The sequence below is a fragment of the Williamsia sp. Y853 genome, assembly GCF_056786495.1.
The window spans coordinates 376,162-399,030 of the sequence record NZ_JBXCJC010000001.1 but is presented as its reverse complement, the minus strand read 5'-3'; the positions used below and the strand labels follow the sequence as shown (position 1 = coordinate 399,030).

The window sequence follows — 22,869 nt, the reverse complement described above, 5'->3', positions numbered from 1 at the left end:
CCCTCAGATCGTTTCGGTAGCCTGGCGGAGGCCTTCGGGCACCAGACCGCACAGACGACGCTCCCGCGAGGGGCGCCGGAGAAGGAAGTGACATGACAGGCAACATCATTCGGGCCGTGACCGTGGGCGCAGCACTGCTGATGACAGCAGCGCTGGCCACCGGATGTGGTGACGACGACTCGACCGCTTCGGCGCCCACCAGTGCGGTGAGCACCTCCAGCGGCCCGGTCAGCGCCACCAACAGTGCGGAGCCCTCACCGAGTGAGAGTGCCCCGTCGTCAGCAGTGACGTCGACACAGGTGACCAGCAAGGCACAGCCCGACGACACCGAGGGCCTGCCGGCAACCGGACCCGCTTCCGCGCAGGTTCCCGTCGGCGTCGACGCCGACGACAAGACGCAGGCGTACCTGGCCGAACTGAAGAAGCAGGGCGTCCAGATCCCGAACGACCCCGACAACGCGCTGGCGCTCAGTGCGGGCCAGACCGTCTGTGAAGGCAAGAAGCAGGGGACTCCGCCCGCGAGCGTCAAGATCTTCGTGGTGCCGATCGTCGGGTCGGGTACGACTGATGAGGCCAAGGCCAACTCGGACGCCGACAAGGTGATCAAGGCCGCCGAGTCGAAGCTCTGCTGACCGGCCGACTTCGATGACACCCAAGAAACGCAAGCGGGGCAAACTGCTGCTCTTCGCCATCCTCGGTCTGGCGATACTGAGCATCATCGCGGTCATCCTCGTGGTGATCCTGATCATCAACCTGCTCAAGCCGGAACCCGTTGGGCCGGAAGGCCCGACGAAGACCCAGACGAGTTCGGTGCCGCGTCCCACGGCGCAACCGGCCGATTGTCCCGATGTGCAGGTGATCTCGGTCCCGGGCACATGGGAGTCGGCGAGTGACGACGACGCCTATAACCCGACCGCGAATCCGCAGTCGTTGATGCTCAAGGTTTCTGGACCGCTGTCGAATGAATTCGATGCGTCACGTGCGGACGTCTACACCGTGCCTTACGTCGCGCAGTTCCGGAATCCGACGAACCTGCAGGACCGGCAGGCCGACTACAACGTCTCACGCGCCGAGGGTACGCAGAAGACCCGGGCGAAAATCGCGGAGGTCAATGAGCAGTGCCCGTTGACCAGCTTTGTGCTGATGGGCTTTTCGCAGGGTGCGGTGATCGTGGGTGACATCGCCTCCGAGATCGGCAACGGCAATGGCCCCATCGCCCAGGACATGGTTCTCGGCGTCGGCCTGATCGCCGACGGTCGCAGGCAGCCCAACCAGGCGGAGAACGTCGGACCCAACCCGTCCGGGGTCGGGGCCGAGATCGCCCTCGACATCCTGCCGATCCCCGGCATCGATCTGACCGGTCCACGGCCCGGTGGTTTCGGTGAACTCACCGATCGCACGTACTCGCTGTGCGCGCCCGGCGATCTGATCTGTGACGCGCCGACGATTTCCAACCCCCTCGAAGGCATCAACAAGTTGATGGGGGCCATCAACAATCCGATACACGCGATGTACAACACAACGCAGTACTGGAGTGATGACGGTCAGCCCGCGACGGTCTGGATGACCGACTGGGCCCGCGGCGTGATCGACGACGCGCCGTTCCCCAAGCACGAGTAGCCCGTCCTGCCCTGTCCGGCCCATTTTGAACCGCCTGGCTGCGGAAGTAACGTGTGACGCCGAACCGCGCGGCGTCGGGTTGAGCCGATGGCCGCGGGCAATGCGTAATAGGTAGGAGAAGAGATGACTTCAGCTGCGGCGGACTCCGGTCTGCGCAAGTTCCGATTCGGAGCAGGCGGCGAGGGCAACCGTGACGAGGGTGGTGCCCGTAAGTTCGTCAAACTCGCGCAGACCGCCGAGGAGTACGGTTTCGACACCTTCGCGGTGCCAGATCACCTCGGTAACCAGGTCGGTCCGCTTGCGGCCCTTGGTGCCCTGAGCCAGGCCACCGACCGGATCCGCCTCGCGACCTCTGTGCTGGCCAATGGCTACCGTCATCCCGCGCTGCTGGCCAAGGAGGCCACCACCATCGACGTGCTGTCGAAGGGTCGCCTCGAGCTCGGTATCGGGGCGGGATGGATGAAAGAGGAGTTCGACAAGGCCGGCATCGAGTTCGAGTCGCCGGGTGTCCGAATTCGTCGTCTGGATGAGTCGTTGACCATTCTGGACGGCCTGTTGCGCGGCGAAGAGGTCAACTTCTCAGGTGAGTTCTACAACATCAAGGGGCTAGTCGGCAGCCCTCGGCCACGGCAGGGCCCGCGGCCTCCGATCGCGGTCGGTGGTGGTGGTCCGAAGATGCTGGCGCTGGCCGCCAAGCACGCCGACATCATCTCTGTGGCGACCGGCACCACCGCAGAAGGCAAGCTCCGGCTCTCGGATATGACGATGCAGAAAACAGTCGAGCGGGTGGACCGGATCCGGCAGGCGGCCGGTGAGCGCTTCAATGAGATCGAGCTGAACTGGACTATCGCCACGATTGTCATCACAGACGATCGCGAGGCCACCGCAGAAATGGCCCTGGCTGCCCTTGACCAGGGATATCCGCCGAACATCGAGATGGATGCCAAGCTCTCGGTCGAGGACATCCTGGAGTCGCCGTACCTGGCTTTCGGCTCGTTCGAGCAGATCGCCGATCAGATCCGTGAGGTACGCCGTCGCACCACGATGTCGTACGTCGGAGTTTTCCCGACTCAGATGGACGCGTTCGCGCCCATCATCCCGCTTCTCAAAGGAGAGTAGGGGCGGCCCGCGCCGTAGTGGCGTAGGTTGTCTTTCGGCCATCCCGCGAAGGTGGGTGTCCCGGCGAGTGGTGTTCATGTGATGGGCACCGTCGCCGGTACGATGTGAAGGGTTTGGCTCGGGCCGACATGGCTTCGAGTCCTATTTGGCTTGACATGAAAAGTAGGGAACCCTGTTGAAGACGAATCCGAAGGTGGAGCTCGGCGACTGTGCCGAGATGACGCCGACGGCGGAGTGCGACAGCGGTGACCCGATTTGGGCCGGCGCCCCGGCCGCTATCAGGAGTGCGAATGAACAACGAGTTTGACCAGTTTTTGGACGAGAACGGCAATCTGTTCTTCACCGAAGACGCGACTCTGGTCGACTACGTGGAGCGCAATGTTGCCGAGCAGGCCGACACCCTGGCGTATCGATTCATGGACTACAGCCGTGAACGCGACGGCGAGGCCATCGATCTGACCTGGGCACAGTTCGGCAAGCGCCTGCGCGCGATCGCAGCGCGGCTGCAGCAGGTCACCCAGCCCGGTGACCGGGTGGCGATCCTTGCCCCGCAGTCGCTCGAGTACGTGATCGGTTTCTTCGGCGCGCTCTACGCGGGCAACATCGCAGTCCCGCTGTTCTCCCCGGATGAGCCCGGCCACACCGATCGGCTGACCGCGGTACTGGCCGACTGCAAGCCGTCCGCGATCTTGACCTCGACGAAGTCGGCCGAAGCGGTACGTGACTTCTTCAAGCCGCTGCCTGCCAAGGACCGTCCCCGCGTCATCGCCATCGACGCCGTCCCGGATTCGGTCGGGGAGACCTGGGTACGTCCGACCCCGAAGCTGCACGACACCGCGTACCTGCAGTACACCTCGGGTTCGACCCGGGTCCCGGCAGGCGTGATCATCACGTACGAGTCCGTTGCTGCGAATGCGCTGCAGATGATCGATGCGATCGAGTTCGACCACAACTCGCGTGGTGTGACCTGGCTGCCGATGTTCCACGACATGGGCCTGTTGACGGTGATCCTGCCGGCGCTGGGTGGCAAATACATCACGATCATGAGTCCGCAGGCGTTTGTGCGCCGCCCGGGTCGTTGGATCCAGGAGCTCGCGGCGATGGCCGACCGCGCCGACACCTTCGCTGCGGCGCCCAACTTCGCCTTCGAGCATGCCGCTATGCGAGGCGTGCCGAAGGACGGCGAGAACATCGACCTGAGCAACGTCATCGGTCTGATCAACGGCAGCGAGCCGGTCACGGTCAGCTCGATGAAGAAGTTCAACGACGCGTTCGGCCCGTACGGACTCCCGAAGACGGCCATCAAGCCGTCGTACGGCATGGCCGAGGCCACGCTGTTCGTCTCGTCGACCAAGCGCGACAACGAGGCGAAGATCATCTATGTCGATCGCGATGAACTCAATCGTGGACAGTTCAAGCTGGTCGACCAGGACGCACAGGGTGCGGTCGCGCAGGTGTCGTGTGGGCAGGTCTCGGTGAGCCAGTGGGCCGTGATCGCCGATTCGGAGACCGCCACCGAACGTCCCGACGGACATGTCGGTGAGATCTGGTTGCACGGCATGAACATCGGTCACGGTTACTGGGGTCGTCCTGAAGAGACACAAGAGACCTTCAACAACGCGCTGAAGAACCCGTTGCCGGAGGGTAGCCACAGTGAGGGCGCTCCCGAGGGTGCCAAGTGGATGAAGACCGGCGACTACGGCGTCTGGCACGACAACGAGCTCTACATCACCGGACGCGTCAAGGATCTGGTGATCGTCGACGGCCGCAATCACTACCCGCAGGACCTCGAGTTCTCGGCCCAGGAGGCCAGTGCGGCGCTGCGTCCGGGATTCGTGGCGGCCTTTGCGGTACCGGCCAACGAGCTGCCGGAAGTGGTATTCGAGAACTCGGCAAGCGGATTGAAGTTCGACGGCGATGACGCATCTGAGCAATTGGTCATCGTGGGCGAGCGTGGGCCGGGCAAGAAGGTCGATCCACAGGAAGTGGCGGACACCGTCCGCGCCGCGATCGCACAGCGACACGGTGTGATGGCGCGCGATGTGTTGATGGTCCCGGCCGGTTCGATCCCGCGAACCTCCAGTGGCAAGATCGCCCGACGGGCATGTAAGGCGGCGTACATCGACGGGAGCCTCCGCGGTGGCTACCAGCAGACCGCGTTCCCCGACGCGCCGATTGAGAACCAATAGTTTGGAAACCCCGATGCCTGAACTGAATAGCGAGCCCGGCGCTTTGAACTCGGATGACAAATTGCCGGGCTCCAGTTTCGGGCCGGGAGACGGCTCGCATTCAGACGGTGACATTGACGTGTCGCCGGTGGGGTCGGACACCGATTCGGGTGCCGCGCTCCATGATGACGAGAAGGCCGGGGACATGACGGTCTCGGAGCTGCGTGAGTGGCTGCGCGGCTGGGTCTCCGACACCACCGGGCTGCCGCTTGATCAGGTATCGGATGACCGGCCGATGGAAGAGTTCGGTCTGTCGTCGCGGGATGCGGTCGCGTTGTCGGGTGACATCGAGGACAAGACCGGTGTGATCCTGACGGCCACGGTTGCCTACCAGCATCCGACCATTGCGTCGTTGGCGAAGCGCATCATCGAGGGCGATCCTGATGAGGGTCTCGATGACGATGATGATGCCGAGCGTTATCAGCGGGTACGTGGCGCCGACGACGATATCGCCATCGTCGGTGTGGCAACGCGTTTTCCGAAGGCCGGGCACACACCGGAGTCGACGTGGGATCTGTTGATCAACGGGCGCGATGGTGTCGGTGGACTGCCGGAGGATCGCTGGACGGAGTTCAAGTCCGAACCCCGCATTGCGAAGGTCCTCGCGGAGGCGAACCTCAATGGTGGCTACCTCGACGACGTCAAGGGCTTTGACGCCGATTTCTTCCAGATGTCGCCGCGCGAGGTCGAGATGGTCGATCCGCAGCAGCGCCTGGCGCTGGAGCTGACGTGGGAGGCGCTCGAGCACGCTCACATCCCGGCCAGCGACCTCAAGGGTGGTCAGGTCGGTGTCTTCATCGGCAGTTCCACCAACGATTACCAGATGCTTGCCGTCTCCGATCCGGAAGGCGCGGGCGAGACCGCCGCGTACGCCCTCACCGGAACATCCACTTCCATTGTGGCCGGACGGGTTTCGTACTACTTCGATTTCCGGGGGCCGTCGATTGCCCTCGACACCGCCTGCTCGTCGTCGCTGGTCGCGGTCCATCAGGCCGTGCGGAGCCTGCGATCCGGCGAGTCGGATGTGGCGCTTGCCGGTGGCGTGAACATGCTCATCACCCCCGCTGCGACACTCGGCTTCGATTCGTTGGGCGTGCAGTCGAAAGATGGCCGGATCAAAGCCTTTTCGTCTGATGCCGACGGCATGATCCGTGCCGAGGGTGGCGGACTGGTCGTCCTCAAAAGGCTCTCCGATGCTCGCCGGGACGGCGACAAGGTGCTGGCCGTGGTCGCGGGCTCGGCGGTCAACTCCGATGGACGCTCCAACGGACTGCCCGCCCCGAACCCCGAGGCGCAGGTTCAGGTGCTGCGCAGTGCGTACACCGATGCCGCGATCAATCCGCGCGATGTCGACTACATCGAGGCCCACGGCACCGGAACGATCCTCGGTGATCCGATCGAGGCCGACGCGCTCGGCCGCGTGGTCGGTAAGGGTCGCGAGGCCGACAAGCCGGCTCTGCTCGGTTCGGTGAAGACCAACTTCGGTCACCTCGAAGCTGCCGCAGGCGCCGCCGGACTCATCAAAGTTGTTCTGGCGCTTGGCGAGAACAAACTGCCGCCGTCGCTGAACTACGCAGGCCCCAACCCGTACATCCAATTCGATGCGCTGCACCTGAACGTGATCCCGGAGGCCACCGATTGGCCGCGGTATTCGGGACACGCGGTGGCCGGTGTCTCCGGGTTCGGATTCGGCGGTACCAACGCGCACGTCGTGGTCCGGGAAGTCACTCCGGAAGATCTCGCGGAGCCCGTTGTCGAAGACGCTGAACCAGTTGCCGCACAGGCGATTGTCGACGACTTCCTCGATGATGACGACGAAGAATTCATGACCGAGGCCGAGCGTGCTGCGCTCGGTCAGTTGGCCGCGGCCACGAAGGTCGCGGAGACCGCGGTGGCGGAGGTCGATCCGACCGAGGGATTCGCCCCCTGTGCGGTCGAGGGTTCGGTTGTCCCGCTTGTTGTCTCAGGATTCGTACCGTCGCGCCGCCGCAAGGCCGCCGCCGATCTGGCCGACTGGCTGGAGACCGATGAGGCCAAGGGCACACCGCTGGCAGACATCGGCCGTACCCTGGCCCACCGCAACCACGGGCGTACGCGCTCGGTGGTGATGGCACGCAGCCACGAAGATGCACTCAAGGGCATGCGCGCGATCGCCGACAGCAAGAACTCGCCCATCGTCTACACCTGTGACGCACCGGATCCGGCGTCTGCCGTCTGGTTGCTGTCCGGTTTCGGCTCGCAGCATCGCAAGATGGCCAAGCAGCTCTACACGGAGAACCCGATCTTCGCTGCGGCGGTCGACAAGGTCGACAAGCTGATCGAAGACGAACTCGGTTACTCGATCGTCGAGCAGTTCCTCGACGATTCGGTCAATTACGAGATCGAGACCTCACAGATCGGCATCTTCACCATCCAGATCGGCCTGGCCGAGTTGCTCCGACATCACGGCGCCGATGCCGGTGTGGTGGTCGGACATTCGATGGGTGAAGCGGCAGGCGCCTACATCACCGGCGGATTGTCGCTGGGTGATGCCGTGCGCGTCATCTGCCAGCGTTCGCGCCTGATGGGTGAGGCCGAGGCGACGCTGACCGGCGACAACATCCGGCTGATGGCACTGGTGGAGTACAGCGCCGATGACATCACCGACGTGCTCGCCGACTACCCGGATCTTGAGATCTGCGTCTATGCCGCGCCGACCCACACCGTGATCGGTGGACCGGAGTCCCAGGTGGACGCCATCGTCGCGCGCGCCGAAAGCGAAGGAAAACTCGGCCGCAAACTGGCGACCAAGGGTGCGAGCCACACGTCCCAGACCGACCCGCTGCTCGGCGAACTCGCGTACGAGCTCACCGGAATCGAGCCGATGTCGCCGAAGATCGGCTTCTACAGCTCGGTGGACCGCGAAGAGTTCTACCGCCCGGGCAGCGACCCGGTGCACGCCGTCGAATACTGGACCAAGGGGCTGCGGCACAGTGTCTGGTTCTCCCAGGCCGTGTCGAAAGCTGTTGAGAACGGCCACACCACGTTTGTGGAGCTGGCACCGAACCCAGCTGTTCTGATCTCCGTCGCCGCAGTGACCTTCGGTGCCGGTATCCACGATGCCGAACTGATCGAAACGCTGCGTCGCAAAGAAGACGAGAGCTACGGCGTGATCAATGCGCTGATGAAGCTCTACGTGCACGGGCATCCGGTGGATGTCGGAACCCTGTTCGGACAAGGCGACTTCGCCGCCATCCCGCGGACCCGCTTCGAGCGCAAGCCCTACTGGCTGACCGCGTCGATTTCCGGCGGTTCCGGTGAGGGTCGTATCCCCGGCTCGCACGTTGCGCTACCCGATGGCCGCCACGTCTGGCAGGTCTCGGCGTCGGCCGCAACCGATCTGACCGAGCTGGTGAAAGCTGCTGCTGACCAAGTGCTTTCCGACGTGAAGGTCACCGCGGTGGTGCCTTACGGCGAGCCCGTGGGAGCAACGACTCTGACCACCACGCTCGCACCGCATCCCGGTGGTGCCGGACTGCAGGTCCATGCCGCCGAGGGCACGTCATTCCGATTGTTGCTCGATGCAGTGGTCACCTCCGGTGCGTCTGTCGCGCCGCCGGTGCCTGCACTGTCGAATGCGGCCGACGCTGCAAAGAACTCGGGCTTCGTCGACAACACCGTTGTCACCGACCCCGAGGTCAGTGACGAGATCGGGGCCCGCTGGGATCCGAACTCCGGTGAGAGCATTGATGATCGGCTGGCCCACATCGTGGCCGAGTCGATGGGTTACGAGGCCGAGGATCTACCCCGCGAGATTCCGCTGATCGAGTTGGGTCTCGATTCGCTGATGGCGATGCGGATCAAGAACCGCGCCGAGTGGGAGTTCGACATCCCGCAACTGCAACTGCAGGCGATGCGTGAGGCCAACCTGCAAGATGTGGTCAAGTTCGTCACCTACGCCGTCGAACATCGCGAAGAAGTGCAGGCGCTCGCCGCTCAGGCCGAAGGGCAGGGCGAACTCGACACTGCCGCACTGGCTGAGCTCATCAACTCCGACCCGTCGGAGAGCGAAACCGAACCACAGCCCGAACCCGAGCCACAGCCAGAGCCTGAATCCAAGGTTGCTCCGGTGACGGTGTCCCCGCAGGCCGCGCCTGCCGCAGCTGTTACTCAACCCGCAGCAGCCGCACCGGCGAACCTGAAGAGTCAGGCCGAAGTTGCTGCCGCTGCCGGCGCCGATGTGCCGCCGCGAGATGCCGCCGAGCGCCTGACATTTGGTGTGTGGGCTGTGGTCACGGGCAAGTCGGCCGGTGGAATCTTCAATCCGCTGCCGGTGCTCGACGACGAGACCGCCGAGAAGCTGACCGCGCGTCTGTCCGAACGGGCAGGCGGTGAGCTCGACGTCGAGGATGTCATCGACGCCGAGAACATCGAGACGATGTCGAATTACGTGCGCGAGCACCTCGAAGGTGGCCTGGTCGACGGATTCGTCCGGTACCTGCGGACTCCCGAAAAGACCGACCGTAAACCGGTTCTGGTGTTCCATCCGGCGGGTGGATCGACTGCGGCCTACGAACAGTTGCTCAAGAAGCTCCCTGAAGATGTGCCCGTGATCGGTTTCGATCGTGTCGAGGGCACTATCGAAGAGCGCGTCAAGCAGTACTACCCGAAGCTCAAAGAGGTTCAGCCCGAGGGGCCGTACACGCTCGTGGGCTGGTCGCTCGGTGGAGCGCTTGCCTATGGTTGCGCGCAGATGCTGGTCGAGCAGGGCAACGAGGTCGCATTTGTGGGCCTGATCGACGTGGTCCGCCCGTCTGAGCCGATCCTCGATACCCCGGAAGCCAAGCGTGCCCGGCTGGAGCGTTACTACGACTTCGCCAAGCGCACATACGGTCTCGACGATGCGCCGTTGCCGATGGACCGCCTGGTGGATGCCGACGATGAGGGCCAGTTCCGCATCATCATGGAGATGCTTTCGATGAGTGACGCCAAGATCCCCGGCGGCATCATCGAGCATCAGCGCACCAGCTTCCTCGACAACCGTGCTCTGACAACCGTCGAGCCGACACGATTCGACGGCAAGGTTGTGCTCTACCGCGCCGACCGGATGCACGAAGGTGCAATCGATCTCGAGCCGCAGTGGGCGCACATCGACGAGGACGGGCGATGGGGCGAGGTCGTGGACGACCTCGAGATCATCCACGTCGGCGGCGACCACCTCTCGATCGTCGATGAGCCTTACATCGGAAAAATTGGTGCCGATCTGACCACTCGGTTGGACGAGCTCTCGCAGGAAAGTGACAAGAGTGACTGACACGACCGCAGGCAAACTCAAAGAACTCCGCGAAAAGCTCGAGGCTGCAAAAGAACCCGGTGGGGAGCGGGCTGTCGCCAAGCGGGCAGCGAAGGGGATCGGCTCGCCGCGTGACCGGTTGAACATGCTGTTCGATCCGGGCACGTTCGTGGAGATCGGTCAGCTGGCCAAGATGCCGGGTGCCGCCGAGAGCGGATACGGCGACGGTGTCGTCACCGGCCACGGAATGGTCAACGGCCGTCCGGTGGCAGCCTTTTCGCACGATCAAGCCGTGTTCGGCGGAACCGTCGGTGAGATGTTCGGCCGCAAGGTGGCGGCGATCATGGAGTGGGCGGCCAAAGTTGGTTGCCCCATGGTCGGCATCAACGACTCGGCAGGCGCTCGCATTCAGGACGCGGTCACCTCGCTGGCCTGGTACGCCGAGATGGGTCGTCGTAGCGACCTCTTGTCCGGCATGGCCCCGCAGGTCTCGGTCATCCTCGGGAAGTGCGCCGGTGGTGCTGTCTACAGCCCGGCCAACACCGACATCCTGGTGGGCGTCAAAGACCAGAGCTTCATGTTTGTCACCGGTCCAGACGTGCTCAAACAGGTGACCGGCGAAGATGTTTCGCCCGAAGACCTGGGTGGCTCGTACAACCAGGCGGCGTGGGGCAACATCCATCACCTGGCCGACGACGAGCAGGGTGCCTTCGATTGGGTTCGCGAGTACCTCGAGTACATGCCGTCGACCTGCTACGAGCGCGCGCCGATCATCAATCCGGGCATGGAGCCCGAGGTCACCGACAGCGACCTATCGCTCAACACCTTCCTGCCCGATAGCGACAACGCCAGCTATGACATCCGCGACATCATCATGAGGGTGTTCGATGACGGTGCGTTCCATGAGGTTGCCGACCTGTTCGCGCCCAACATCGTCACCGGTTTCGCCCGTATCGATGGAACCTCGGTGGGCGTTGTCGCCAACCAGCCCAACGTGTTGTCCGGTGTGCTCGACACGGATTCGTCGGAGAAGGCCGCTCGCTTCGTGCGGATCTGCAACGCCTACAACATTCCGCTGATCTTCTTGGTTGATACACCAGGCATCCTGCCTGGTCTGGAAGAGGAGCGTAAGGGCACGATCCGCCGGTCGGGTCGATTCCTCTACGCCTACGTCGAAGCCGACGTACCGAAGATCACCGTGGTGCTGCGCAAGGCCTACGGCGGTGCGTACGCGGTGATGGGCAGCAAGCAGCTCGGCGCCGACCTCAACTTTGCGTGGCCGACGGCCAAGATCGCGGTGATGGGTGCGGAGTCGGCGGCTGCGGTCCTGACGCGCAAGCAAACCGAGAACGCCACGCCGGAAGACGCCGCGAAGATCCGTAAGGACTTCATCGACTTCTACAACACCGCCATGGCCACGCCGTACCTGGCGGCCGAGCGCGGATACATCGATGCTGTCATCGAGCCGGCCAACACCCGCCTCGAACTCCGGCGGGCGTTGGCGCAGCTCAAGGACAAGCATGTTCTGCGGACACCGCGCAAGCACTTCCTGATGCCGATCTGACGTTTCCGATCGCGCCTGCAACTCCGGCTGCTCGACGTACTGTGATTCCACGATCGCCTTCCCATACGTCGTGGAGTGCGCAATGGAATCGTCTTACAGTTACAAACTGCTTCGGATCGCGCTGGTCGTCTTCGGCACGGTGATGGTTTTGCTCTATCCACTGGCGCAGGTGTGGCCGTCGGGGTGGGCGTGGCATCACGGTGCTCCGCATGAGTCCGACTACTTCATGATGATCGTCGGCCTGTATGTGACGCTGGGCGTTTTCCTCTGGAACGCGGCCCGGCGTCCGGAGGCCAACGTCAGCCTGATCTGGTTCACGGTTTGTTCGAGCTTCGTCCACGCCGCGATCATGGCGGTGCAGTCCTTCGGCAGCGGCCACGACATGGGGCACCTGTGGGGAGATGTCGCGGCACTGCTTCTGGTCGCTGTCGTGTTGTCGGTTCTGTTGGTGTCAGCTGGGCTCAGTCGACGGGTTCACCCGACTGGACCCACTGCACCAGCTGCCAGATGATTCCGTTGGGATCGGAGAACTGGCAGTACCGCTCACCCCATGGTTCGGTTTCCGGTGCCGTGACGACCTGGGCGCCCGCGGCTTCGATCCGGGCGTATTCGGTGTCGATGTCTTCGACCTCGAACGCCAGCAACATGCCCTGACCTGCGGCGCCGGCTATCGATGCCGGCTTGAACGTCTCCAGGCCTGTTTTCAGGAAGATCATGTTGAATCCCGCGTCCGGGTGAGCCAGCGAGACGAACCCGTCGGCGGACATCGCCTCTGTGAACCCGAAGTGATCCTGCGCAAACGACGCGGAGGCCTTGATGTCGTCGACATTGAGGGACAGTGCGGTGCCGGTGATTTTCACGGTGAGCCTTTCGGTTGCGGTCCAAAATAACATCGTATGGTGTACGAGGTTACCTGAACGATGGGATGTCGGTCGGTGAAACGAAAAGCGGTTCATGATTTGATGCCCGGTAGGACGCTGGTTGCTGGATACTCCGCCGCAGCGGTCGCGGCCGCGAATTATCCGGTGCCAACAGGCTGTGGGTCCCGGGCTCGGTCACCTAGATCGGAGATAGCGTGTTCATTGCCTTCGTCACGGTCACCGTTCTCGGTGTGCTGTTCAATGGTGCGGCCGCCGTCACCTATCTGATCGGCCATGAATACCCCAAAACCCAGGCGGACATGAAGGGCATTCCCCGGAAGTATGTGCCGGTCCTAGGTGTGTTGCTGGCGGCGGGCACAGTGGGACTGTTGGCGGGACTCGCTGTGCCACTGCTCGGAAATCTCGCCGCTGCCGGCCTCGTCCTGTATTTCATCGGCGCAATCGCAGCCCACCTGCGAGTGGGTTCCCGCGACATCGTGGGCGGGATCGTGTTTCTCGTAACCGCGGTCGCTGTCCTCACCCTGGGTCTGATCTACCACGGGCCCTGGTGACAGCGTTGTTGTGGCGCGGTCGTACCATTCGCCATCTCGCGATGAACTCGGCGTTGTCGGACCCCCTCGTTACACTGATGGGTCGCGAACCTGAGTGTCACGAAATATAGTGCAGTGCAACCGAATTAGTTCATTCGAAAGCTTGTGCGAACAGGGTTCGGGCCGTACTGTTGAGCCATGGAGTTCGGGGGAACGTTCGCCAGGTTGTCCGATCTGGCTGGGGATGCGGCTTTGGTCGCCGGTGATGATGCGCAGGTATCTTCACGAACGGTGGCAGTTATTCGACTCAATCATGTTGTGGAGCAGATACTTTTCCGTCTGGCCGGTGAACTCGATAAGCGTCGGATCGCGCAGAAGAAAGGCGTGGGGTCCACAGCCAAACTATTACGGGACGCAGGTGTCGCGCCGACCGTCGCGCACCGGTATGTGCGAGTAGGTAAGGCACTCAGCGGCATTCCGTCGATTGCCGATTATGGAATCGACGGACAACTATCCGGTGAGCACGTGGATGCGATTGTGAAGGGGCTCCATCATATTGAGCGTCGCAATCCAGACCTCCCGGCTACTGACCGGTCTGATTGTGAGCGCGGACTGCTAACCGAAGCGTTGATGGGGACGCCGGCGGCAGTATCGGTACGGGCACGGCATATGGCGTTGGTGTTGTCGCCGCCGAAAACCATGATTTGAACGAGTTGTCATTCGGAACCGGCGATGACGGCCGCACCCACGGCACCCGCGATCTCGATAGTCTGCTCGGCGAAAAGCTGGCGGTGGCACTGGATCCACTGTGCAGGCCGGTACCTGAACCCGACGGCTCGCCGGATCCGCGGAGCACAGGCCAAATCCGGGCTGATGCTCTGGAACGATTGCTGGATTCGTATTTCGATCAGGAAGACCGGCCAACCCGGGGCGGGGCGAAACCACATGTGACGGTGACAGTCTCGCCGGAATATCTGCAACAACTGCAGCTGCGCGGTATCCCAGGTCCCACACCGCCGGCCATGGTGCCAAAATTCGAATGGACCGGCCCCGCCTCAGCACCCACCGCCCAGATGGTGGCCTGTGATTCGGTGATCACCAAGATCCTGCTCGACAGTGAGTCGGTGCCACTCGATGTCGGACGCGACCAACGCACCGTCACCCCCGCGATCCGCAAAGCGTTGATCGCCCGCGATCAGGGGTGTGCGTTCCCTGGATGCGGCTGCGCCGCGGTCTACACCGACGCCCACCACCTCGACTTCTGGCGCAACGGCGGCACCACCAGCCTGACCAACATGGTCCTACTCTGCCGCCGACACCACCGCTACATCCACCACCACGGTTGGACCGTGTTCCTGGGCCACGACGGCCATCCGTGGTTCATCGCGCCCGGCACCACCACCGAACTACGATCCCACGCCCGCCGCACCCTGACCACCAAACTCACCGCCGCATAAGACGGCGGGGCACCGAACCGCAAGACCGAGCAACACAGGCTGAACCCTGTGTACTGCAAGACCTTTGACAACTTCATAGTGTGAGGCATTGGCGCCGATGCCCATATCGGGTGCCTCGCGACGTGAGCCGCGTACGCTGTGGGGCACATCGATACGCGAATCGAGGTGCGGCCCATGGCAACCATGCATGCCGCTGTCGTCACGTCGTTTGAGGAGCCTCCGCATTATCGGGAGTTCGAGGTTCCGGCGGTTCCTGGGCCGGATCATCAGCTTGTTGACGTCCTCGCTGTGGGACTGCATCCGCGAGTACGGTCGGGTGCTTCCGGAAAGCACTACACCAGCACCGGGGAATTGCCGATGATCCCGGGTGTCGACGGCGTCGGCAGGCTCCCCAGCGGTGGCACCGTCTTCTTTTTGGCCGATGGCAAGATGCCGGGGCCGATGGCAGAGAAGGCGGTGATCGATATGAGCCGCACGATCCGGCTGCCGTCCGACGCTGACATCCTGCAGGTTGCTGCCGGCATGAATCCGGCGATGTCGTCCTGGGTGGCACTGCGCAGTCGGGTCTCGATGCAGCCGGGCAGCACGGTGATGGTCTTCGGGGCAACCGGCAATGCCGGTTCGATGGCCGTGCAGGTGGCCAAATTGCTCGGTGCCGCACGAGTGATTGCAGTTGCGCGCAACCGGTCTCGCCTCGAAGAGCTCGGGAGCCTCGGTGCCGACGTACTCGTTCCGCTGGCTGCGGACGGGGCCGAGGCCGGTGCCGAGATCGCCGCCGCCGGCGTGGACGTCGACATCGTCCTCGACTACCTCTGGGGTGCGCCCGCGCAGCAGACGATGACGCCGCTCATGATGGGTCGCGACGACCGCAGCAAAGCCCTCGACTGGATTCAGATCGGAGCAGTCGCGGGTGCGACCATCGAGCTTCCGTCGGCGATCCTTCGAGCGTCGAATCTTCGGATTCTCGGCAACGGTCAGGGTTCGGTTTCCCCAGCCGGATACATGGCAGAACTCCCGTCGCTCGTCGACGTGATCAGCACGGGAAAACTCGAGATCAGTGTCCGTGCTCAGCCGCTTGTGGAAGTCGAAAATGCCTGGGCGAACACTGATTCCAGCAGAACTCGGACTGTTTTGGTCCCGTGAGGAGTTGTTTGTGACGATGTGGCTTCGGTTCATCCATGGTGCAGGCGGCTATTTCGACGACCGCGAACTGGCAGACAGTCTCGGCGCGGCGGTCGGCGCCGCTGTGGACATGCCGCACATCCCCGAAGACGACATGTCGTTCGAGGTGTGGGCGGCCCCGGTGCGGCGCATGGTTTCCGTGACTGGTGCGGGGGATCTGTTGATCGCGCATTCCTTCGGCGCGTCGGTGCTACTCCGGGTGCTGGCCGAGGAAGCGCGACCGATCCCGTCCCGGGCGTCGCTGCTGGCGATGCCGGACTGGAGTCCGGCGGGATGGGACGTCGCGGAGTACGCGTTCGATGGACCTGAACCGGTTCAATCGATTTCGCTGCACCACTGCCACGACGATGAGGTGGTGCCGTTCGCTCATCTGGCGATGAACGCGGCGCGGCTACCCTCGGCTCGGGTCCACGAGCATCCCTCTGGTGGGCACCAGTTTCGCGGGGTGGTCGACACGATCGCCGCAGATGCTCTGGCTCGGTGGTGATCGCGGTATCAGGGAGCGTTGTTGAGTAGTTTCCTGGCGAAAGCCGTCGCGGCAGAGAGGTCATTGATGCTGGGGCGGTTCTTGTTGACTCCGCCGATAAGTTTGAACGGGCCCATCGTGTCGAGGCCTCGACACGAGAATGTACCAGCGGTGCGGAACCCTTTGTCTTCCAGAAGGTTTGTGAAGTTTCGGAGGTAGGGGCGGAAAGGTGGCTGTGGTAGGCCGCTGGTGGCGAAGACAAACGCCTCACGACCCGTCATGTCGGGAAGTGTCTCCGCGCTTGTGATCAGTTGCGGATCGAGTGCCATCCAATAGACTCCCGAGCCGAATCCGATTCGATCGGCGGTGGCCAGTTCCGCGGGCGTCGCCTGTTCGGGACGAAGGATACGTGCGTCGAGCACGCCACCGATGGCTTCGGCGACCGCCCTGGTGTTCCCGTGCGATTTCGAAGAGCACACGATGATGGTCTTCACGGCTTTACTCCCTGTCTCGGGCCGAGTATGACCACCTGTGGGCTCATCGCGACTCCGGTGTCGACCGTTGGCTGGTGCCAACTTATGCCTGATCGGGCCTCAGCACAGCCGAATTGTGGCCGAGTTCATCTCGGTCGATCTACTGATCGAGCCCGCGGGCCGACAGCGCATCGGCGAAGTGATCGGCGGTGTGCAGTGCACCCAGAACCACCGGCACGGCAAGCCGATGTGGCATGAATTTTAAACCGCGTGCGCGACGGGCCTCGTCGACCTGGGTGACGAGTTCGACCATGAGGGGGATCGACCGAATCGCAAGGGCCAGAACCAAAGCCATCCGATCGGGACGGAATCCGAATCGCTGCAGCGGCGTGAACATGCGGGTCAACGCGGCCAGCATGTCCATGGTGCGGGTGGTCAGTGAGACCGCGATGGCCAGGGCCACCGACAGGATCATGACGCCGCAGACGACCAGTGCTCGCTCCCAGGTGGCGAAGATGAGCTGAAAGACAAAGATCATCAACACAACCCAGAACAGGGGCCGCAGCGAGGCCAGCACGACCCGCATCCGCAACCGGGCGACAACGAATACTGCGGCAACGAGGATGATCCCGAATGGCAGTCGCTCGGGGGTGTTGATCAGGGCGGTCATCGTGATCACCACAACACCAAGGGCAAGGAGTTTGAATCCCGCGGGCAGACGATGGATGGGCGAGTTCCCGGGTTGGTAGACGCCGAGTGCGTTGCTCATGCCATCAGCGTTCGATAGTGCGGGATGGCTTCCCCGGGAGGGCCGTCGGCGACAACGCGGCCGTCGTCGATCGCGATCACCCGGTCGAAATCTGACAGCAATTCGAGGTCGTGGCTGACCACGATCAGCTGCTGCTCAAGTCCGGCGAAGACGCCACGGATCATCGCGCTGTTGCGAAGGTCGAGCAGCGTGGTGGGCTCGTCGGCCACGATGATCGACGGTTCGGTGACGAGTATCGACGCCAACGCCAACAACTGCTTCTGGCCGCCGGAGAGCTTCTGGGCGGGATGATCGGCGTGCCCGGCCAATCCGAATCGTGCGAGCACCTCGCCGACCCGCTCGGCGACCTGCGCCTTCGACAGCTTCCCTCGCGACAGCGACAGCGCCACGTCTTCGCCGACGGTCGGCATGATGATCTGGCGGTCCGGATCGGTGAAGACGAACCCGACCTCTTTGCGGATCGCGCGGGTTTTGCGTCGGGTGTCGAGGCCGTTGACCTCGACGGTTCCGCTGTCGGGGATGACCAGACCGTTGATCATCCGGGCGAGCGTGGATTTCCCGCTGCCGTTGGACCCGACGATCCCGATCCGCCGCTGCGTCAACTCGAGGTCGACGTCGTGAAGTACCGCTCGATCTGCGTAGGCGTGGCTGACGCCTCGGAAGGTTATCCCCGTCATCACCGTCGCAGCAGACGCAGCGGAGTGATCAACCCCGGATATCCGCGATGGACCTGCCGGGCGACGAGTGCGGTGGCGGCGGCCTTGGCGAGGTCGCCGGTCACGTAGATGCCATTGGTGCTCAGTGCGGCCCACCACGTCATGTCGGCGCGGATCATCAGCCCGATCGTGCCGAAGAGGTAGATGACGCCGAGCCCGCCGATGACGTTGATGACAAATCCCGGGATGACCCGGTACTTGGGCATCATCGCGGCAGTCAGCAGGCCGATGACGACGACCGCGGGCAGCCACCCGATGAAGAATCCGGCAGTCGGGGAGGTCAGCGACACGAGCCCGGTCCGGCCGCCGGCCAGGATGGGCAGTCCACAGATGGCGAGCGCGCTGAAGATGAGGACCGCGAGCGCACCCTTGCGCCAACCCAGGATGGCGCCGGCAAGCATCACGCCGAGCGTCTGCAGTGTGATCGGTACGCCGCTGCTGCCGAGCGTGATCGTTCCGGGTAAGCCCAACGCCGCGATGAGGGCCGCGAAAACAGCTGCCTGCGCGAGATCGCGCACGGTCAGACCGACGGCTATCCGGCGTGGTTGCCCGTCGACGGGCATGGTCATATCTGATGTCACGGTAATACCTCGTGCTGTGGGACGCCGGATGCTGCATCCGGGGTACGTCAGCTCCGAATGAATGCGATTTCGGTGGTGATACTACGGATCGGCGTGGTGTCCGGTTTTCTGACCGTCACCTTTTAGACATATGTCACGGAACAAGGTTACTGTGGAAACCATGCCCAAGGCGCTACCGGTCATCGACACCACTTCGCCGATCTGCTGCGCGCCGGTGTCCGCGGCCCCGGTGACAGATGACGACGCACTGGAGATCGCGCTCCGACTCAAGGCGCTGGCCGACCCCGTCCGGATCAAGTTGATGTCGATCCTGTTGACCGCCGACAGCGGTGAGGCGTGCACGTCGAATCTGGCCGCGCTGCTCGGATTGTCTGAGGCGACGGTCAGTCACCACCTCGGTCAGCTCAGGAAGGCGGGCATGGTGCAGTCGTCTCGGCGGGGCATGAATGTCTTCTACACCGCGCACCCGGATGCGTTGAACGCCCTGCGTGGTGTGCTGGATCCCGACTGTTGTCGATGAGCCCCGGTCAGACTTCGTCGTTGTCCTCATCGGGATGGCGGATGTTGCCGGCGAGCATCACTCCGACGGCGAACCCGGCGATAGGGAACAGGTAGGCCCAGCCGAATCCGACATCGGGTAGGTATCCCGTGTCGCCCTCGATGAGTTTGGCGTTGTGCGGGACCATCCACACGGTGCCGAGGATGGCAGCGCCCGCGAGTGTGCAGCCGACCACGGTCACGACGCTCAGCACCTCGCTGCGGGTCGCCGGGTTCGTGTCCCCCGTGAAATGAATGATCGCCCATCCGACAAGCCCCGCGAAGAACGCAAAGATCGGTGGGGTCAGCCAGATGACCAGCGGGATCTCGAGGGTGAGGTCTTTGCCGCTCGGAACGTGGACGGTCGATGTGCTCCCGGAAAAGTCGTTGGGCGTGATGAAATACCAGGCGATTACCGAGATCACCCCGATCCCGAATCCGAGGAGCGCGGACCGCAGCCAGATCGCAGTCGATAGTCGTGTCAGCATCGCCAACGAGTGTCGCAGCTATCAGCCGTCGGAGCCTTCGAAACGCTGTAGGAGCGGGTCGAGGCGGTAGTCCACGAGTCTGCGCATCACCAGCGACGTCATCGTTCGCTCGACGCCGTCGATGTCGAGCACCTGACCGGCGATCCGATAGAGGTCATCGGCGTCCCGCGCGACCACCTGGACCAGCAGATCTGTTGCGCCGCTCAGTCCGTGGACCTCGACGACCTCGGGTATGGCGTCCAACGCCTTGCCGACCGCGGTCAATTCGCGCTGCACCACGCTGGTGAGGATGAACGCGGTCATCGGATAACCCAGCGCCGCCGGATCGATACGCCGCTCCACCGATCGCAGCGCACCGCTCGATTCCAGCTTCGCCAACCGGGACTGAACCGTGTTGCGCGACAACCCCGTCTGTTCGGCCAACGACAAGACGGTCGCCCGTGGCTCGGCGGCGAGGGCGCGGAGCACCTTCGCGTCGATCGGGTCGGCCTGGTGACCGCTGCTCATTGTGCCTCCGCTGAGAACCATCGAAACCGCCCTGGTGTGCAAAATGCATACTCTCATGGCCATTGCTTGCGCAGAAAGTCTGTGCGTGATGCAGTCAAGCAACATCTATGGGTAGGAGCAACTGATGGACAAGCGGGACCTCGGATCGCTGGCGGACGTCGAGCAGCGAGTGCTCTGGCTTGCGACATCGATGATTCACCACGCCAACCGGGTCCGGCCGAACACCTCGGGACTCAAGGTCGGCGGCCATCAGGCGTCGTGCGCGTCGATGGTGTCGATCATGACCACACTCTGGTTCGACCAGCTACGTCCCGGAGATCGGGTCTCCGTCAAACCCCACGCCTCACCGGTCCTGCACGCCATCAACTACCTCCTCGGCGAACTCGACGAGTCCTATCTGACCCGGCTCCGGGAATTCGGCGGCCTGCAGAGCTACCCGAGTCGCACAAAAGATCCTGATCCGGTGGACTATTCGACCGGATCCGTCGGAATCGGTGCGACCGCACCCATCTGGGGCGCAGTGGCCCGGCGTTATGTCGAGACCACGTTCGGCGGTGCAGGCAAGGGCAGGCAGTACTCGTTGGTTGGCGACGCCGAACTCGACGAAGGTGCCGTGTGGGAGGCGATCCTCGATCCGTCGGTCGCCGAACTCGGTGAAGTCGTCTGGATCGTCGACCTCAATCGTCAGTCCCTGGACCGGGTTGTCCCGAACATCGCCGCGGACCGCCTGGAGAAGATGTTCGACGCTGCCGGCTGGCAGGTGATCACCGTCAAGTTCGGTGCCCTGCTCGAGGAGCTGTTCACGCGCCCGGGTGGGCAGGCGCTGCGAACTCGGATCCTGCAGATGCCGAACCCCGAATACCAGCGGCTGCTGCGCTGCCAGGCAGATGACCTGCGCACCCGCCTGCCCGGTGACGGTCCGGAGGCGCAGGCGGTGGCCGACCTGATCGCCGGACTCGACGACGACACCCTGACCCGGGCGATCCGCAACCTCGGCGGGCACGATCTCGACGCACTGCGCAAGGCGTACAGCGAGATCGACGACACCAGGCCGACGATCATCATCGCCTACACGATCAAGGGTCACGCGCTGCCGACCGAAGGGCATCCGCAGAACCATTCGTCGCTGCTGACGGTTCCGCAATACGACGAGCTCGCCACCGGTCTGGGGATGGACCCGGCCAAGCCGTGGGCCCGATTCGACGACAGCTCCGCCGCGGGCCTGCTGTGCCGCGAAACCGCCGCCGCGCTGCACCGCGACGACACCACTCCGAACCTGCCGCCGCAGGTGCCTGCCGATTTCGGGCGCACGCCGTCGGGAACCTCCACCACCCAGGCGGCTCTCGGTCGTACGCTGCTCGACCTCAGTCGTGAATCCCCTGATGCCGCACAGCGTGTGGTGACCGTGAGCCCCGATGTCAGTTCCACCACCAACCTCGCCGGATGGCTCAACAAGGTGGGTGTGTGGTCTCCGGGGGAGCGTCGGAACTGGTTCGACGACGACTCCGAGACGATCATGCACTGGCGGGAACGGCCGACCGGGCAGCATATGGAACTCGGTATCGCCGAGACCAATCTTGTCGGCCTGATGGGTGAACTCGGTGCCACCTGGAGTCGTTGGGGCGAGCCGCTTTTCCCGATCGGCGTGATGTACGACCCGTTTGTGGAACGGGCGCTCGAACCCTGGTCATACGGAATCTATGCAGGCGGACAGTCGATTCTGGTGGGCACGCCCTCCGGTGTCACCCTCGCGGCCGAAGGCGGTGCGCACCAGTCGATCAAGACGCCGTCGATCGGACTGGAGCAGCCGGGGTGTATCAGCTACGAGCCGGCGTTCGCGATCGACGTGGAGTGGATCCTGTTGTCCTGCATCGGCCGCCTGGGTCGGACCGACGGAAACTCGTCGTACCTGCGGCTGTCGACCCGCCCCGTCGATCAGCGCCTGGCAGCGGTCCCGACCGATCCGGCGGCCCGGGAACGTCGCCGCCGGCAGGTGGTGGCAGGCGCCTACACGGCACGCCACACAGCCGATCCCCAGGTGACGCTGGTGGCCATGGGCGCAATGCTCACCGAATCCCTCACGGCGGCAGATCGACTCGCCGACCAGGGCATCGCCGCCGAGGTGGTGTGTGTGACCAGCCCCGGACTGCTCTTCGAAGCCCTGCAGGCCCGCCGCGGACACGGTGACGCGCCGACCTGGATCCTCGATCAGATCTTCCCGGCCGAGCGGGCCGCACCGATGGTGTCAGTCCTCGACGGACACCCGCACACCCTGGCCTTCCTGCAGACCATCAATCAGGTCCGCGGAATCGCCCTCGGCGTCAGCCGATTCGGTCAGGTCGGCACCCTTGACGATGTGTACAGCTTTCACGGCATCGACACGGACAGCATTGTCCGTGCCGCCCTCGACCTGACCCCCTAGTCCCGATGATGTGCCCTTATGGTGAGCAAAAGCCCAGGTGGGCAACGCCATAAGGCC

General features: G+C 63.6%; 21 protein-coding genes. 14 read left to right on the top strand and 7 right to left on the bottom strand.

Going from position 1 to position 22,869, the window contains the following annotated elements; all coding sequences use genetic code 11:
- The first annotated feature begins 92 nt into the window (after window positions 1–92).
- The 7 genes from AC1TPF_RS01995 to AC1TPF_RS01965 all read left to right on the top strand — a co-directional run bounded on the left by AC1TPF_RS01995 (window position 93) and on the right by AC1TPF_RS01965 (window position 12,314).
- Window positions 93–632 (top strand): DUF732 domain-containing protein, encoded by a 540-nt coding sequence (locus AC1TPF_RS01995; RefSeq protein WP_482136768.1) that lies wholly within the window; start codon window positions 93–95, stop codon window positions 630–632.
- 13 nt (window positions 633–645) lie between these two features.
- Window positions 646–1,620: a cutinase family protein gene (locus AC1TPF_RS01990; RefSeq protein ID WP_482136769.1), complete on the top strand. Its 975-nt coding sequence runs from the start codon at window positions 646–648 to the stop codon at window positions 1,618–1,620.
- Window positions 1,621–1,743: 123 nt separating this feature from the next.
- Complete coding sequence (locus AC1TPF_RS01985) at window positions 1,744–2,739, top strand: LLM class F420-dependent oxidoreductase (RefSeq protein WP_482136770.1); 996 nt, start codon at window positions 1,744–1,746, stop codon at window positions 2,737–2,739.
- 290 nt (window positions 2,740–3,029) lie between these two features.
- On the top strand, window positions 3,030–4,928 hold the full coding sequence (gene fadD32 / locus AC1TPF_RS01980) for a long-chain-fatty-acid--AMP ligase FadD32 (RefSeq protein ID WP_482136771.1): 1,899 nt from the start codon (window positions 3,030–3,032) through the stop codon (window positions 4,926–4,928).
- Window positions 4,929–4,941: 13 nt separating this feature from the next.
- Window positions 4,942–10,260, top strand: coding sequence for a polyketide synthase Pks13 (pks13, locus tag AC1TPF_RS01975; protein WP_482142421.1), 5,319 nt, complete (start codon window positions 4,942–4,944; stop codon window positions 10,258–10,260).
- Complete coding sequence (locus tag AC1TPF_RS01970) at window positions 10,253–11,803, top strand: acyl-CoA carboxylase subunit beta (RefSeq protein ID WP_482142420.1); 1,551 nt, start codon at window positions 10,253–10,255, stop codon at window positions 11,801–11,803. Before pks13 ends, AC1TPF_RS01970 begins: the two co-directional genes overlap by 8 nt.
- A gap of 82 nt (window positions 11,804–11,885) precedes the next feature.
- Window positions 11,886–12,314, top strand: a complete 429-nt coding sequence (locus AC1TPF_RS01965) for a DUF6632 domain-containing protein (RefSeq protein ID WP_482136774.1) — start codon at window positions 11,886–11,888, stop codon at window positions 12,312–12,314.
- Here AC1TPF_RS01965 and AC1TPF_RS01960 read toward each other — a convergent pair.
- Window positions 12,265–12,663: a VOC family protein gene (locus tag AC1TPF_RS01960; protein WP_482136775.1), complete on the bottom strand. Its 399-nt coding sequence runs from the start codon at window positions 12,661–12,663 to the stop codon at window positions 12,265–12,267. The genes AC1TPF_RS01965 and AC1TPF_RS01960 overlap by 50 nt on opposite strands.
- A gap of 215 nt (window positions 12,664–12,878) precedes the next feature.
- Here AC1TPF_RS01960 and AC1TPF_RS01955 point away from each other — a divergent pair, with 215 nt between their 5' ends.
- The 5 genes from AC1TPF_RS01955 (at window position 12,879) to AC1TPF_RS01935 (ending at window position 16,340) form a co-directional block, all read left to right on the top strand.
- The gene (locus tag AC1TPF_RS01955) at window positions 12,879–13,235 is read left to right on the top strand and encodes a DoxX family protein (protein WP_482136776.1); all 357 of its coding nucleotides are present in this window, start codon (window positions 12,879–12,881) and stop codon (window positions 13,233–13,235) included.
- Window positions 13,236–13,412: 177 nt separating this feature from the next.
- Window positions 13,413–13,922 carry a hypothetical protein gene (locus tag AC1TPF_RS01950; RefSeq protein WP_482142419.1) on the top strand — a complete coding sequence of 170 codons (510 nt, stop codon included), beginning with the start codon at window positions 13,413–13,415 and terminating at the stop codon, window positions 13,920–13,922.
- A complete protein-coding gene (locus AC1TPF_RS01945; RefSeq protein ID WP_482142418.1) occupies window positions 13,919–14,671 on the top strand; it encodes an HNH endonuclease signature motif containing protein in 753 nt (250 codons plus the stop codon). The genes AC1TPF_RS01950 and AC1TPF_RS01945 overlap by 4 nt, the downstream gene beginning before the upstream one ends.
- 174 nt (window positions 14,672–14,845) lie before the next feature.
- Window positions 14,846–15,814 (top strand): zinc-binding dehydrogenase, encoded by a 969-nt coding sequence (locus AC1TPF_RS01940; RefSeq protein ID WP_482142416.1) that lies wholly within the window; start codon window positions 14,846–14,848, stop codon window positions 15,812–15,814.
- Between the two features lie 16 nt (window positions 15,815–15,830).
- A complete protein-coding gene (locus AC1TPF_RS01935) occupies window positions 15,831–16,340 on the top strand; it encodes an RBBP9/YdeN family alpha/beta hydrolase (RefSeq protein ID WP_482143994.1) in 510 nt (169 codons plus the stop codon).
- Window positions 16,341–16,348: 8 nt separating this feature from the next.
- On the opposite strand, the gene AC1TPF_RS01930 is transcribed toward AC1TPF_RS01935, so the two are convergent.
- The 4 genes from AC1TPF_RS01930 to AC1TPF_RS01915 all read right to left on the bottom strand — a co-directional run bounded on the left by AC1TPF_RS01930 (window position 16,349) and on the right by AC1TPF_RS01915 (window position 18,840).
- Complete coding sequence (locus AC1TPF_RS01930; protein WP_482142414.1) at window positions 16,349–16,813, bottom strand: flavodoxin family protein; 465 nt, start codon at window positions 16,811–16,813, stop codon at window positions 16,349–16,351.
- 139 nt (window positions 16,814–16,952) lie between these two features.
- Window positions 16,953–17,561 carry an energy-coupling factor transporter transmembrane component T family protein gene (locus AC1TPF_RS01925; RefSeq protein ID WP_482142413.1) on the bottom strand — a complete coding sequence of 203 codons (609 nt, stop codon included), beginning with the start codon at window positions 17,559–17,561 and terminating at the stop codon, window positions 16,953–16,955.
- Complete coding sequence (locus tag AC1TPF_RS01920; protein WP_482142411.1) at window positions 17,558–18,238, bottom strand: energy-coupling factor ABC transporter ATP-binding protein; 681 nt, start codon at window positions 18,236–18,238, stop codon at window positions 17,558–17,560. The genes AC1TPF_RS01925 and AC1TPF_RS01920 overlap by 4 nt, the downstream gene beginning before the upstream one ends.
- Window positions 18,238–18,840, bottom strand: coding sequence for a biotin transporter BioY (locus AC1TPF_RS01915; RefSeq protein WP_482137312.1), 603 nt, complete (start codon window positions 18,838–18,840; stop codon window positions 18,238–18,240). Before AC1TPF_RS01915 ends, AC1TPF_RS01920 begins: the two co-directional genes overlap by 1 nt.
- 178 nt (window positions 18,841–19,018) lie before the next feature.
- Here AC1TPF_RS01915 and AC1TPF_RS01910 point away from each other — a divergent pair, with 178 nt between their 5' ends.
- Entirely contained in the window at window positions 19,019–19,378 is a 360-nt protein-coding gene (locus AC1TPF_RS01910) for an Rv2640c family ArsR-like transcriptional regulator (protein ID WP_482136782.1), read from the top strand.
- A gap of 7 nt (window positions 19,379–19,385) precedes the next feature.
- Here the strand turns inward: AC1TPF_RS01910 and AC1TPF_RS01905 are convergent, their stop codons facing one another.
- Both AC1TPF_RS01905 and AC1TPF_RS01900 read right to left on the bottom strand, forming a co-directional pair.
- Entirely contained in the window at window positions 19,386–19,883 is a 498-nt protein-coding gene (locus AC1TPF_RS01905; RefSeq protein ID WP_482142410.1) for a hypothetical protein, read from the bottom strand.
- Window positions 19,884–19,904: 21 nt separating this feature from the next.
- Window positions 19,905–20,390 carry an Lrp/AsnC family transcriptional regulator gene (locus AC1TPF_RS01900; protein WP_482136784.1) on the bottom strand — a complete coding sequence of 162 codons (486 nt, stop codon included), beginning with the start codon at window positions 20,388–20,390 and terminating at the stop codon, window positions 19,905–19,907.
- Window positions 20,391–20,514: 124 nt separating this feature from the next.
- On the opposite strand from AC1TPF_RS01900, the gene AC1TPF_RS01895 reads away from it, so the two are divergent.
- On the top strand, window positions 20,515–22,812 hold the full coding sequence (locus AC1TPF_RS01895) for a transketolase-like TK C-terminal-containing protein (protein ID WP_482136785.1): 2,298 nt from the start codon (window positions 20,515–20,517) through the stop codon (window positions 22,810–22,812).
- Window positions 22,813–22,869 lie beyond the last annotated feature (57 nt).

Bases quoted from the DNA above. Each gene is read 5' to 3' on its own strand.
- AC1TPF_RS01995 (WP_482136768.1), top strand. From the start codon at position 93: ATGACAGGCAACATCATTCGGGCCGTGACCGTGGGCGCAGCACTGCTG.
- AC1TPF_RS01990 (WP_482136769.1), top strand. From the start codon at position 646: ATGACACCCAAGAAACGCAAGCGGGGCAAACTGCTGCTCTTCGCCATC.
- AC1TPF_RS01985 (WP_482136770.1), top strand. From the start codon at position 1,744: ATGACTTCAGCTGCGGCGGACTCCGGTCTGCGCAAGTTCCGATTCGGA.
- fadD32 (WP_482136771.1), top strand. From the start codon at position 3,030: ATGAACAACGAGTTTGACCAGTTTTTGGACGAGAACGGCAATCTGTTC.
- pks13 (WP_482142421.1), top strand. From the start codon at position 4,942: ATGCCTGAACTGAATAGCGAGCCCGGCGCTTTGAACTCGGATGACAAA.
- AC1TPF_RS01965 (WP_482136774.1), top strand. From the start codon at position 11,886: ATGGAATCGTCTTACAGTTACAAACTGCTTCGGATCGCGCTGGTCGTC.
- AC1TPF_RS01950 (WP_482142419.1), top strand. From the start codon at position 13,413: ATGGAGTTCGGGGGAACGTTCGCCAGGTTGTCCGATCTGGCTGGGGAT.
- AC1TPF_RS01940 (WP_482142416.1), top strand. From the start codon at position 14,846: ATGGCAACCATGCATGCCGCTGTCGTCACGTCGTTTGAGGAGCCTCCG.
- AC1TPF_RS01935 (WP_482143994.1), top strand. From the start codon at position 15,831: ATGTGGCTTCGGTTCATCCATGGTGCAGGCGGCTATTTCGACGACCGC.
- AC1TPF_RS01925 (WP_482142413.1), bottom strand. From the start codon at position 17,561: ATGAGCAACGCACTCGGCGTCTACCAACCCGGGAACTCGCCCATCCAT.
- AC1TPF_RS01920 (WP_482142411.1), bottom strand. From the start codon at position 18,238: ATGACGGGGATAACCTTCCGAGGCGTCAGCCACGCCTACGCAGATCGA.
- AC1TPF_RS01915 (WP_482137312.1), bottom strand. From the start codon at position 18,840: ATGCCCGTCGACGGGCAACCACGCCGGATAGCCGTCGGTCTGACCGTG.
- AC1TPF_RS01910 (WP_482136782.1), top strand. From the start codon at position 19,019: ATGCCCAAGGCGCTACCGGTCATCGACACCACTTCGCCGATCTGCTGC.
- AC1TPF_RS01905 (WP_482142410.1), bottom strand. From the start codon at position 19,883: ATGCTGACACGACTATCGACTGCGATCTGGCTGCGGTCCGCGCTCCTC.
- AC1TPF_RS01900 (WP_482136784.1), bottom strand. From the start codon at position 20,390: ATGAGCAGCGGTCACCAGGCCGACCCGATCGACGCGAAGGTGCTCCGC.
- AC1TPF_RS01895 (WP_482136785.1), top strand. From the start codon at position 20,515: ATGGACAAGCGGGACCTCGGATCGCTGGCGGACGTCGAGCAGCGAGTG.